The following is an 11,879-nucleotide window of genomic DNA, read 5'->3' on the forward strand; positions in this document are numbered from 1 at the left end:
CGGCGCTCGGCGCGCACCGCGGCCGAGGCGGTCATGAAGACCTTGAGGGGCGCCTCGGGGAAGACCACCGTGCCCATGTCGCGGCCGTCGGCGACGAGCCCCGGGGCGACGGCGGCGTTGCGCTGCAGGTCAAAGAGCGCCGCACGCACGCCCGGCACCGCGGCCACCTTCGAGGCGGCGACCCCGACCTCTTCGGTGCGGATCACGCGGCCGACGTCGCGGCCCTCCAGCCACACGCTTCCCTCGCGGAAGACGGGTCTGAGGCTGCGCGCGACGGCTTCGAGCGCGGCCGGGTCGGCGAAGTCCGCCTTCGCCTCGAGGGCGGCCAGGGCGGCGAGCCGATAGAGCGAGCCGCTGTCGAGGTAGTGAAATCCGAGCGCGGCTGCGACGCGCTCGGCGATGGTGCCCTTGCCGCTCGCGGCCGGGCCGTCGATGGTGATGACGGGAACGTTCACTTCGTTCATTTTTCTGCTTCCTTCCGAACGGGTCGGGACGCCGCCTTCGCGGGGGCGCCCGCGGCGACGGTGGTCTTCGGGGGACGTCGATGGGCGAAGTCCTTCATGAAGGCGACCAGGGCCTCGGCGCCCTCGACGGGCATGGAGTTGTACATGGAGGCGCGGATGCCGCCCACGGTGCGGTGACCCGCGAGGTTCGCGAGTCCCGCGGCCGCGGCCTCGCGCACGAAGACCGGGGTGAGCGATTCGTCGCGCAGGCGGAAGACCACGTTCACGCGGCTCCGCGAGCCCGGCGCGACGTGGCAGACGTAGCTCTCGGACATCTCGTCGATCGCGTCGTAGACCATCTTGGAGCGCACGCGGGCGAGTTCGTCCATCTTCGCCACACCGCCCTGGGATTCGATCCACTGCGCCATCAGGCCCGCAACGTAGAGCTGGAAGACCGGGGGCGTGTTGGGAATGCTCTCCGTGCGGCTGTAGACGCCGTAGTTGAGGAGCGTGGGGACCTCCGTGGTGGCGAGCCCGAGGAGGTCGCGCCTCAGAATCACCACGGCGAGGCCGGCGATGCCGAGGTTCTTCTGCGCCGCGGCCCAGACGAGGCCGAAGCGGGAGACGTCCACCGGACGCGTCATGAAGTTGCTCGACATGTCGCAGACGAGCGGCACGGCGGGCGTCTCTTCGAGCGTCGGGGGCGCGGGGAACTCCACGCCGTGGATCGTCTCGTTGTCGCAGTACGCGCAGTAGCTCGTTTCGGGAATCACCTCGAGCTCGGCGTCGTCGGGCGCGCGCGTGCCCGACCCCGAGAAGGCGGTCTGCACGCGGCCGAAGCGCAGCGCCTCCTTCGCGGCCGCCTTGCTCCAGGCGCCCGTGATGATGTAGGTCGAAAGCGTGCCCGCGCCGAGCAGATTCATCGGCACCATGGCGAACTGCATGCGTCCGCCCCCCGGGCAGAAGAGCACGTCGTAGTTGTCCGGCACCGAGAGGAGCGAGCGGATGCGCGCGCGCAGGTCCCGCATCAGGGCGGCGACTTCGGGGCCTCGATGACTTGCCTCGAGGATCGAGCAGCCGCATCCGCCGTAGTCGAGCAGTTCCGTCTGAATCCGGCGCAGCACGCGTTCGGGGAGCATCGCGGGACCGGGAGCAAAGTTGTAGGGACGCGCCATTGCAGGGTTTCTTCCGGGTGGGGAGTGAAGTGAAGACATGCGGAAAGCCCGGCGGTCGGCCGGGCTTTCCTTTCGCTCAGATTTTAGGAGCGGTCTCCCTTCAGAGCATCCTTCGCGGCCGGTTCGGCCTCGCCGCCCTCATCGGGCTCGGCGTCGTCCGCCTCCGGCGCCTCGTCGGTCTCGTCTTCGCCCGCGGCCTCCTCGGGCTCGCCCGCATCCTCGATCTCGAGGTGCTGGAGCTCGGACTCGTCCTCGGCGCCCGTGCGCTCGATGCGGTCCACGGAGACGAGCGTCTCCTCGGCCACGCGGAAGAGCATCACGCCCTGCGTGCGGCGTCCGCAGACGCGCACTTCGCCCGCGCGCGTGCGGATCACCTTGCCGCCCGTCGAGAGCAGCATGATGTCGTCCTCGGGCGTCACGATGAGCGCGGAGACGAGGCTGCCGGTGCGCTCGGTCATGTACATCGCGAGCACGCCCTGACCGCCGCGGCGCTTCACCGGGAATTCGGTGACGGGCGTGAGCTTGCCGAAGCCGCGCTCGCTCGCGGTGAGGACGAACTTCTCGTCGTCGTTCGACGTGGCGAGCGCCATCACGACGGCGCCTTCGGGGAGGCGGATGCCGCGCACGCCGTGGGCCGTTCGGCCCATCACGCGCACGTCGGTCTCCTTGAAGCGGATGCCGCGGCCCGCGGACGTGAAGAGGAAGACGTCGTCCTCGCCCGAGGTGATCGTGACGCCGATGAGAGACTCGCCCTCATCGAGCACCGTCGCGCGCAGGCCCTTGTTGCGGACGTTCGCGAAGGCCGAGAGCGGCGTGCGCTTCACCGTGCCGCGGTTCGTCGCGAAGAAGACGAACTTCTCGTCGTCGAACCCCTCGATCGGCAGGATGAAGGTGATCTTCTCGTCTTCGGCGAGCGGAAGGAGGTTGACGATCGGACGCCCGCGGGAGTTGGCCTTCCCTTCGGGGAGGTCGAAGACGTCCACCGGGTAGACCTGCCCGAACGTCGTGAAGCAGAGCATGATGTCGTGCGAATTCGCGACGAAGAGCTTCTCGATCGCGTCGTCCTTCAGGGTCGCCTGAACGTTGCGGCCCTTGCCGCCGCGCGTCTGCGCGTTGTAGTCGGAGAGCTCCTGGCTCTTCACGTAGCCGTCGCGGGTGATCGTCACGACCATCTCGCGGCGCGGGATGAGGTCGCGCTTGTTGAAGTTCGGGTCGCCCTCGAGGTCGATCGTCGAGCGGCGTTCGTCGCCGAACGCATCGCGGATGGCGACGAGTTCCTCGCGGATGATCGCCGTGACGCGCTCGGGCTTCCTGAGGATGTCGATCAGGTCGAAGATGCGCTCCATCATCGCCTCGTAGTCGGCGAGGATCTTTTCGCGCTCGAGCCCCGTGAGGCGCCGCAGGTTCATCGCGAGGATGTTGTCCACCTGGGGCTTCGTGAGGTAGTAGAGGCCGTCGGGTTGGAGGCCGCGCTTGGGATCGAACGTCTCCGGATCGGCGTCGCGGCCGTAGCTCTTCGCGCGCTGGGTGATGTCGGCGGCGAAGCCGAGGGGCCACCCGCGGCCCATGAGCGAGGCCTGCGCCTCCTCGACGGTCTTGGCGGCGCGGATGAGGCGGATGAACTCGTCGATGTTCGCGAGCGCGATCGCCTGACCGGCGAGCAGATGCCCCGCGTCGCGGCTCTTCCTCAGGCGGAAGATCGTGCGGCGGGTGACCACTTCGCGGCGGTGCGCGAGGAAGTGCGTGATCATCTGCTTGAGGTTGAGGAGCATCGGCTGGCCGTCCACGAGGGCGACCATATTGATGCCGAAGCTCTCCTGCATCTGCGTGTTCTTGAAGAGGTTGTTGAGGACCACCTCGGGCATCGTGCCCTGCTTGAGGTCGATCGCGATGCGGATCTGCCGGGTGGACTCGTCGCGCATCTCGGAGATGCCCTCGAGCTTCTTCTCGCGCCAGAGCTCGTGCATGCGCTCGTAGAGCGAGCGCTTGTTCACCATGTAGGGGATCTCGTCGACCACGATGCGGGTGCGGCCGTTGCCGAAGTCCTCGAGGTGGGTGCGCGCGCGCATCAGCACGCGCCCGCGGCCCGTGCGGTAGCCCTCATGCACGCCGCTGATGCCGAAGATGATGCCGCCCGTGGGGAAGTCCGGTGCGGGCATGCGGCGGATGAGCTCCTCGATCGAGCAGTCCGGGTGCTCGAGCGCATGGACGCAGGCGTCCACGGTCTCGCGCAGATTGTGGGGCGGGATGTTGGTCGCCATGCCGACGGCGATGCCCGAAGAGCCGTTCACGAGGAGCTCCGGGAGGCGCGTCGGGAGCACCACGGGCTCCATCTCCGAGTTGTCGAAGTTCGGGATGTAATCCACCGTGTCTTCATGCAGGTCGGCGAGCATCTCCTCGGCGATCTTCATGAGGCGCACCTCGGTGTAGCGCATGGCCGCCGCGCTGTCGCCGTCGATCGAGCCGAAGTTGCCCTGACCGTAGATGAGCGGATAGCGCATCGAGAAGTCCTGCGCCATGCGCACGATCGTCTGATACGCGGCGCTATCACCGTGCGGGTGGAATTTGCCGAGCACCTCGCCCACCACGCGGGCGGCCTTCTTCGTGGGCGAATTCCACGTATTGCCGATCTCCTTCATCGCGTAGAGCACGCGCCGGTGCACGGGCTTGAGGCCGTCGCGCACGTCGGGAAGCGCGCGTCCCACGATCACGCTCATCGCGTAGTCGAGGTAGGACTGGCGCATCTCGCTCTCGATTGCGACCGGAAGAAGCTCCTGGGCGATGGCGTCGCCCGAGGTGGGCGAGCCGCCTTCGAGCGGTTCCTCGACTTCCGGGGCCGGCTGGCCGCCCTCGGCTTCGATGTTCTCCCCGCCTTCGTTCTTCTTTTCTTCGTCCATCAGCTTCTTCCCTGAGAAATTCTGCTTGTAGGTCCGCCGGGCGAACCGCCGTCAAAACGGGCGCCGGGACCGGAAACGGGGTATTTTATCAGTTTCACCTCCAATTCCCGACCGCCCGGCCGCCCTCCGACCGCCCCTCCGCAGAGGGCCCGCGGCGCCGCGCCGACGGGCGGCATTCCCCTTTCTTCCCACAGCCTCGCAATGCTTGAAGCCGACACCCTCATTGAAGCCCGTTGGGTCATTCCGGTCGCCCCGAAGGGCGTGATTCTCGAGAACACCACCGTCGTCGTGACGCAGGGCCGCATCACGGCGCTCCTGCCGGTCGAGGAGGCGCGCCGCCTCTACGCGGCCCACGACGTCGTCTCGCTCCCCGAGAGCGCCGTCCTCCCGGGCTTCGTGAACCTGCACTCGCACGCCGCGATGAACCTCGTGCGCGGGCTCGGCGCCGACCTCCCGCTCATGGACTGGCTCACGAAGAAGATCTGGCCCGCCGAAGGCAAGCTCATGAGCCCCGAATTCGTGCGCGACGGCTCCTGGCTGGCGGGCCTTGAGATGGCCGCGGGCGGCGTGACGACGACGTCGGACCACTACTTCTTCCCGCGCTCGGCCGCCGAAGGCCTGCGCCGCGCGGGCCTGCGCTGCGCGGTCTCGGGCATCGTGATCGGCTTCCCCTCTGCCTGGGCCGATTCGGACGCGGCGTACCTCGAGAAGTCCGAAGCTCTCATCCGCGACCTCGCCGGGGACGAGTTCGTCCACGCCACGATCGCGCCCCATGCACCCTACACGGTCTCGGACGCCTCGCTCAAGCGCTGCGCGGAGATCTCCGACAAGTGGGGCGTGCCGATCCACATGCACGTGAACGAAACGGCGGGCGAAGTCGCCGACAGCCTGCGCGACCACGGCGAGCGCCCGCTCGAGCGCCTGCGCCGCTGCGGGCTCCTCAACGAGCGCCTCATCGCCGTGCACAGCGTGCACGCCGACGCGGGCGACATCGCGCTCATGGCGGCGGCGAAGGCCACGGCCTGCCACTGCCCGTGCTCGAACCTCAAGCTCGCGAGCGGCTTCGCCCCCGTCGCAAAGTTCCTCGAGGCGGGCGTCAACCTCGGCATCGGCACGGACGGTGCGGCAAGCAACGACAAGCTTGACATGTTGGGTGAAACGCGGCTCGCCGCGATGCTCGCCAAGGCGGTCGCGCAGGACCCGACCGCCGCTCCGGTGCACGACATGCTCGAGGCGGCGACCTTGGGCGGCGCGCGCGCACTCCACTGGGACGATGAAATCGGCTCCATCGAGCCGGGCAAGGCCGCCGACCTCTTCGCGATCAACCTCGCCACGCCCGAATCGCTCCCCGTACAGGACCCGGCCGCGCAGATCCTCTACTCGGCCGGACGCGAATGCATCACCCACACGTGGGTTGCGGGCCGTCAAATCATGTCGAAGGCGGTCGGCGCGCAGTTCCCCGAACTCAATGCGGCGCGAGAAGCTGTTGCCGTCGCGCATTCGTGGCAGAATCGAATTTGAGACGGAGCGCCCTAGAGCGTCTAATGCGCTGGGGCCTTCCGCCGGTGGGAGCGGGTTTCCCGCATTTTGCGGCCTGACGCCTTGTATTCCTATAATGGCGCCGAAGATTATCGTGCGCCTTTCTCACCCCGGGAACGCCAGACCGGCGACCGGTGGTCTGAAGGGCGCTGCCCCCCTTGCGGGATGACCTTTCGGTGCCGTCTTTTGTTAAGGACAGGCATTCATCCTCGTCCTGTTTCTTAAAAAGGATCCTTAAATGAAGACTTCCGCGAAGCTTTGCGGCGTTGCCGCCGCTCTTCTTCTCGCCGCCTCCTTCGGTGCCTCCGCCGAGACGGTGAACCCCTACGTGCACAGCTCGTCGGGCCAGATCGTCAAGAACAGCACCAACCTCTGCTGGCGCACCGGCTTCTGGACGCCCGCTCTGGCTGAAGCCATGGGCGTGAACGGCGCCGGCTGCGCCTGCGACGCCGACATCCTCGACAAGAAGGCCTGCACGGCCGTCGAGGCCCCGGTCGTCACGAAGGCCGCTGAAAAGGTGACCTTCTCCGCCGACACGCTCTTCAGCTTCGACAAGGCCACGCTCAAGCCCGAAGGCCAGGCCGTCCTTGACGACCTCGTCTCGCGCATCGCCGGTGTCGACCTCGAAGTCATCGTCTCGACCGGCTACGCCGACCGCATCGGCTCCGACGCCTACAACCTGAAGCTCTCCCAGAAGCGCGCCGACGCCGTCAAGGCGTACCTCGTCAAGAAGGGTGTTGACGCCGCTCTGATCAAGTCCGAAGGCAAGGGCGAGGCCGATCCGGTCGTCAACTGCCCGAACCCCTCGAAGGCCGGTCAGATCAAGAACTTCCGCGCCCTCGTCGAATGCCTGCAGCCCAACCGCCGCGCCGTGGTTGAAGTTGTCGGCTCCCGTCCGGCCAACTAATGACTCTCCGGTGGACGCTCCGCGCGTCTGCTGAATGAAGTTCATTCGAGACCCCTGCCTTCGGGCGGGGGTTTTGTTTTTCTCAGAATCCCGATACCTGCAACATGCTTCCGCGCCTCTTCCTCTTCGACCTCGACGGCACGCTCGTGGACTCCGCCCCCGATCTCGGCGGAGCCGCAAACGACATGCTCGCCGCCCGCGGGCGCCCTGAACTCCCACTCGAGGAGCTCCGCGTCCCCGCCGGGCACGGCGCTCCGGCCCTCCTCAAAAGGGCCTTCGGCATCGAGCGCGACGACCCGCGCTTCCCGGAGCTGCGCGATGAATTCCTCAGGAACTACGTCGCCCGCGGCGTCTCGCACTCGTCCGTCTATGCGGGCGTGCGCGAGCTCCTCGAAGGCCTCAGGGAAATGGGCGTCGCCTCGGGCGTCGTCACGAACAAGCCCCACGAGCTCGCCCTCAAGGTCTGCGACGAACTCGCCCTGACGCCCCTCCTCGCGACCATCGTCGGCGTCGGCATTCCCGGCACCGAGGTGAAGCCCCTGCCCGGGTCGCTCCTGAAGGCGCTCGCCGACCTCGGGGCTCAGCCCGAGGCCGCCCTCTACGCGGGCGACAGCACGACGGACGGCCTCGCCGCCCATGCCGCCGGCATGCCCTTCGCCTGGGTCGCCTGGGGGTGCCAGCCCGAAGCGCCCGAAGCGGGCGTCGCGGACTTCATCGCCCGCGAACCCGCGGATCTGCTCGTCTGGGCGATGCGTCGAGGAAAGTGCTGATGCACCGGGATGTTGTGTAGACGCCCCGGGAAACAAACGGTTGCGATGCAAAGGCGCCCCGGCGGGCGCTACTTCGCGTATGATTCCCCTCACCGAACAACGGGGGCGCCTTGGTTTCGACGGGGATGCTGACGCTGAGCGGTGCATGCCGAGGGGTAGTGACCTCGTAAATCTCTGCTACAAAAACACAAACGCCAACAACAAGCGTTTCGCTCTCGCGGCCTAATCCCCGCGGGATGCTGCACTGATTTGTCTTTGGGTCAGGCAGGGTAAAACCTGCGGCAGCATCAAATTACAAAGTCTAGGAACGGCGAGTGTCTCCGGCGACGTTCCGAAATCAAGGGGACTGGGCAGCCGCTGGCCCGTCGATTGGCAAAACGGCTGTTGAGATTCAAATGATTCGACTACGCATGTAGATCCATCAGAAAACGGTTTCCGGACGCGGGTTCAACTCCCGCCGCCTCCACCAATTCCTGCAGGCTTCGGACTTCGGTCCGGAGCCTGTTTTCATAACTGCGCCTCCATCTGCGCGCCACGGCAATGACCACCTCCCGATTCATCGAGCTCCAACCCGCCTTCGACGCCCTCGCGCTCCTCTTCCTGCAGCCCGAACGTCTCGGTGCCGCCTCGGCGCTTCCCACCGCGGCCGAAACGATCCTGGAGGCCGCCCAGGGCGGCCCGGCGTTTCCCGCGGAACTCCTCGGGAAGCTCGAGCGCATCGCGTCGCAACAGCCCCCGAGCGACCTCGAGTTCGCGCAGGCCTATGCGCGACTCTTTCTCGGCGTCTCCGAAGAGACGATTCCGCTCTGCGAGAGCGCCTGGACGAGCGCGCAGCGCCTCAACTGCCAGGCCGCGCAGCTCGAATGCCGCCGGGCCTACGAGGAGGCGGAACTTGAACTTTCCGGGGGCTCCGTCGTTCCGGAGGACCACCTCGGGCTGATGCTCGGATTCCTCGCCGTCACGGCGCTGCGCGGCGCCGAGGCCGCCGGCCTCGAGTTCGCGGCGAAGCACGCCGCGCCGATGATGGAGACCATCGCCCGCGCCACCGCGGCGAAGGGCGCGGCCGCCGGTCCCTACGCCGACGCCGCGGCGCTCCTTGAAGGGGCGGCGGCGCTCCTCACCCCCGACGCGAAGTAAAACGACGCCCGCAGAGCAACTCTCCCTGCGGGCGTTTTTCTTCCGCCGGCCGCCCGAAGGGGCGGCCTTTGAGCCTCGGCCATCAGACCTTGAGCGGGTAGTGCTCGACGTCCATGTGGCTCGCGATGTAGCGGATCTTCGGCTCGGTGCCCGCGGCGGCGTTCATGGGCTTCGCGCGGTCGATGAGCTTCTTCATCTCGGGCGTGGGGTTCTCATAGTCCACGAGCGTCATCGCGCCGATGCCGCACGCCTCGACGCAGGCGGGCACCCGGCCCTCGGACGTGCGGTGCGTGCAGAGCGTGCAGTGCTCGGCGCGCCCGGGCCTACGGCGCTGCCAGGGTTCGAGGTCCCTGACGGCGAGCGGCGCCTTGTCGCCGAAGTAGTTGACGACGCCCTTGTCGTTGAACTTCGGCGCCCCGTAGGGGCACGCGTGCGCGCACATGCGGCAGCCGATGCACTTGGCGTCGTCCACGAGCACCTCGCCGCCCGGGCCGCGGTGGATGGCCTTCGCCGGGCAGACCTTCATGCAGGCCGGGTTCTCGCAGTGCTGGCACGACGCCCGGAAGTAGTTGACGACACGCGCCTCGAAGTTCTCCTGGCGTTCGATGCGCTCATAGAAGATCCCGGGCGCAACCTGGTTCTCTTCCTTGCAGGCAATGGCGCAGGCGTGACAGCCCACGCACCGGTCGATGTTGACGATGATTCCGAATTTCGACATGACTCTCCCTCCTTTACGCACGCGGAGCGGCTTCTTCCGCCTTCACGACCTCGACGCAGACGTCGTTGCAGCAGGGTAGCCCGAGATCGGATCCCAGCCGAAACGCGGGATGAGCACCTGCGTCTCCTGGTCGCCGCGCCAGCCGTACTGGGCGTCCACCAGCCCCTTGCGGGCGAGGAGCGTCACGCGCACCTTGGCGCGGACCTTGGTCTTTGAGTAGGGAGAGAGGATCCAGACGCGGTCGCTCTCCTTCAGACCGCGCTCGGCGCAGTCCGCCGGGTTCATGTTGATCACCGACTCGGGCTCGAGCTCGAGCAGATAGGGCTGGTCCGAGCGGGTCTTCGAGTGCGTGATGTAGGGGCGGCGCGTGCCGTTGATGAGCTTGAGGGGGAATTCCTTCGTCGGCTGCGGCGCGCGTTCGTAGACGGGGAGTCCGGGGAAGCCGTGCTTCGCCTGAACGCTCGAGACGAACTCGATCTTCCCCGAGGGCGTGCGGAAGCCGGGCTTGCCGTCAAAGCGCAGGAGCCCCTTGGCGTACTTCTCGGTCTCGGGCTTCGGGAACCACTCGCAGACGTTGACGGCCGGCAGCATCGCCTGGCGCTCGGCGTAGCTCGTCCCCCAGGGGCCGAGAATCGAGTCGCAGGCCTTCACCGGGTCGCCGTCGAAGAAGAGCTTCGAGTCGCCAGTTGCGGCCGCGCCGATCGTGAGCGCGATCTTCCAGTCCTCCCAGGCCTCGCCGAGGGGCTTCACGGGCTTTCGCGCGCTCACCTTGCGGCCGTGCACGCCGAAGGGCGCGTAGCGCTCGAAGTTCATCGCCGCGGGGAGCACGAGGTCCATGTCGTGGTGCGTGTCGTCGCGGTAGAAGTAGTCCGTCGCGAAGGAGAAGTCCATCGCACGGATCGCCGCCTTGTATTCGTCCGGGCTCGGCCAGATGAGCACGTTCGTGCCGAAGCCCGCGAAGGCACGGATGCGGCCCGCCTTCACCATCTCGGGGAGCTTGTTGGGGCTGCAGAGCACCTGGAGCTCGTTCCAGACGGGAGCGAACTCGCGGTCGATGCGCTTCGTCTTCTGTTCGGGCTCGTTGAACCACTTCTGGTCGATGAAGGACTTGGTGTAGCCCTCGTCCCAGCGCAGGTAGTCCTCGGGCCAGTTCGCGAAGGTCGAGCCCCCCTTGTTGTCCACGTTCCCCGTGAGCGCCATCAGGAGCGAATAGGCGCGCACGTTGTTGCACCCGTTGCCCTGGTGCGGGACCGACTGTCCGGGAAGCATCATCGAGGAGGGGCCGTCGGCGAAGAGGCGCGCGGCCTCGACCACGTCGGCCGCCGGAACGCCCGTCTCCTTCTCGACGAATTCCGGCGTGAAGGCTTCGGCGTACTTCACGAGCTCCTCGTAGCCCGTGCACCACTTCTCGACGAAGTCGCGCTTCACGAGGCCCTCCTTCACGAGGACGCGGATCATGCCCCAGGCGAGCGCGCCGTCGGTGCCGGGGCGCACCTGCAGGTGCAGGTCGGCCTGCTCGGCCACCTTCATGCGGCGCGGGTCGACCACGATGAGCTTCAGGCCGCGCGCCTTCTGCGCGAGAAGGTTCCTGAAGAACCCGTGGGGCGAGGCCCAGGCGCCGTTCTTGCCGACGATCATCGTGCACTTCGCCTTCGGATTCGGCCCGCCCGAGATCTCCTGACCGTAGGAGAGCTCCAGCGCGTGCACGTAGGCGAGGTTGCAGGCGACCGAGCTCTCGCAGCAGTAGTTGGGGCTGCCGAAGTAGCGCGCGAGGCGCATCACGGGCGGACGGGGCTCCTTCGGGTCGCCGCAGTAGAAGAGCACGCGGTCGGCGCCGTACTTCGCCTTCACGGCGTTCAGGCGCTCGGCGATCATCTTGATCGCCTCGTCCCAGCTGATGCGCACCCAGCCCGGGTCTGCGGCCTCCTTGGGCGCCGTGCGCTTCAGGGGATAGAGCAGGCGGTTGGGGTTATAGAGGCGCTGCAGGGTCGCGATGCCCTTGGAGCAGAGGAAGTGGTTCGGGTGCTCCTTCCAGTTTTCAATGCGGATCACCGTGTTGCCGCGGGCGCGGAAGTGGATGCCGCACATCGGCATGTGGTTGCATGAATCACAGATGGTCCAGCCGGACCATTCGCCTTCGCCGGCAGCGGGAGCCGCATGAACGGCTGCCGGTTGGAAGAGGCCGGCGGCAAAGCCGGCGCCGACGCCCTGGATGAGCGTACGCCTTGAGACGGACGGGTTGACGCACTCCCCGCCCTGAAGGACGGGGATTCTCCACTTGACCAACGCTCAG

At 67.3% G+C, this 11,879-nt stretch carries 9 protein-coding genes and 1 other RNA gene; 5 read left to right on the forward strand and 5 right to left on the reverse strand.

Translation table 11 applies throughout. The annotated features are described in order from the left end of the window. From cmk to gyrA, 3 genes are all read right to left on the reverse strand, one after another. A partial coding sequence (gene cmk / locus ACT6Y9_RS04240; RefSeq protein ID WP_443743610.1) for a (d)CMP kinase occupies positions 1-464 on the reverse strand: 464 nt, incomplete at its 3' end. Beyond that, positions 461-1,618, reverse strand: coding sequence for a 3-phosphoserine/phosphohydroxythreonine transaminase (gene serC, locus ACT6Y9_RS04245; protein ID WP_295476805.1), 1,158 nt, complete (start codon positions 1,616-1,618; stop codon positions 461-463). The genes serC and cmk, both read right to left, overlap by 4 nt. 83 nt (positions 1,619-1,701) lie before the next feature. Further along, entirely contained in the window at positions 1,702-4,515 is a 2,814-nt protein-coding gene (gyrA, locus tag ACT6Y9_RS04250; RefSeq protein WP_443743611.1) for a DNA gyrase subunit A, read from the reverse strand. Between the two features lie 201 nt (positions 4,516-4,716). Here gyrA and ACT6Y9_RS04255 point away from each other — a divergent pair, with 201 nt between their 5' ends. The 5 genes from ACT6Y9_RS04255 (at position 4,717) to ACT6Y9_RS04275 (ending at position 8,868) form a co-directional block, all read left to right on the forward strand. Continuing rightward, complete coding sequence (locus ACT6Y9_RS04255; RefSeq protein WP_443743612.1) at positions 4,717-6,036, forward strand: TRZ/ATZ family hydrolase; 1,320 nt, start codon at positions 4,717-4,719, stop codon at positions 6,034-6,036. Positions 6,037-6,292: 256 nt separating this feature from the next. After that, entirely contained in the window at positions 6,293-6,961 is a 669-nt protein-coding gene (locus ACT6Y9_RS04260; RefSeq protein ID WP_443743613.1) for an OmpA family protein, read from the forward strand. 104 nt (positions 6,962-7,065) lie between these two features. Beyond that, a complete protein-coding gene (locus ACT6Y9_RS04265; protein WP_443743614.1) occupies positions 7,066-7,731 on the forward strand; it encodes an HAD family hydrolase in 666 nt (221 codons plus the stop codon). Between the two features lie 101 nt (positions 7,732-7,832). Further along, positions 7,833-8,200, forward strand: a transfer-messenger RNA (tmRNA) gene (gene ssrA, locus ACT6Y9_RS04270). Between the two features lie 71 nt (positions 8,201-8,271). Beyond that, on the forward strand, positions 8,272-8,868 hold the full coding sequence (locus ACT6Y9_RS04275) for a molecular chaperone TorD family protein (RefSeq protein ID WP_443743615.1): 597 nt from the start codon (positions 8,272-8,274) through the stop codon (positions 8,866-8,868). An 82-nt stretch (positions 8,869-8,950) separates the two neighbouring features. Here the strand turns inward: ACT6Y9_RS04275 and ACT6Y9_RS04280 are convergent, their stop codons facing one another. Beyond that, positions 8,951-9,586: a 4Fe-4S dicluster domain-containing protein gene (locus tag ACT6Y9_RS04280; protein WP_295476819.1), complete on the reverse strand. Its 636-nt coding sequence runs from the start codon at positions 9,584-9,586 to the stop codon at positions 8,951-8,953. Between the two features lie 42 nt (positions 9,587-9,628). Further along, complete coding sequence (locus ACT6Y9_RS04285; protein ID WP_443743616.1) at positions 9,629-11,872, reverse strand: molybdopterin-containing oxidoreductase family protein; 2,244 nt, start codon at positions 11,870-11,872, stop codon at positions 9,629-9,631. Between the last annotated feature and the right edge of the window lie 7 nt (positions 11,873-11,879).

The sequence above is a fragment of the Sutterella sp. genome, from assembly GCF_052272535.1.
In the GTDB taxonomy this organism is placed as follows: domain Bacteria; phylum Pseudomonadota; class Gammaproteobacteria; order Burkholderiales; family Burkholderiaceae_F; genus Sutterella.

Excerpts from the sequence above, each read along its gene's own strand:
- ACT6Y9_RS04275 (WP_443743615.1), top strand. The coding sequence starts at position 8,272 with ATGACCACCTCCCGATTCATCGAGCTCCAACCCGCCTTCGACGCCCTC.
- ACT6Y9_RS04280 (WP_295476819.1), bottom strand. The coding sequence starts at position 9,586 with ATGTCGAAATTCGGAATCATCGTCAACATCGACCGGTGCGTGGGCTGT.
- ACT6Y9_RS04260 (WP_443743613.1), top strand. The coding sequence starts at position 6,293 with ATGAAGACTTCCGCGAAGCTTTGCGGCGTTGCCGCCGCTCTTCTTCTC.
- ACT6Y9_RS04265 (WP_443743614.1), top strand. The coding sequence starts at position 7,066 with ATGCTTCCGCGCCTCTTCCTCTTCGACCTCGACGGCACGCTCGTGGAC.
- ACT6Y9_RS04255 (WP_443743612.1), top strand. The coding sequence starts at position 4,717 with ATGCTTGAAGCCGACACCCTCATTGAAGCCCGTTGGGTCATTCCGGTC.
- gyrA (WP_443743611.1), bottom strand. The coding sequence starts at position 4,515 with ATGGACGAAGAAAAGAAGAACGAAGGCGGGGAGAACATCGAAGCCGAG.
- serC (WP_295476805.1), bottom strand. The coding sequence starts at position 1,618 with ATGGCGCGTCCCTACAACTTTGCTCCCGGTCCCGCGATGCTCCCCGAA.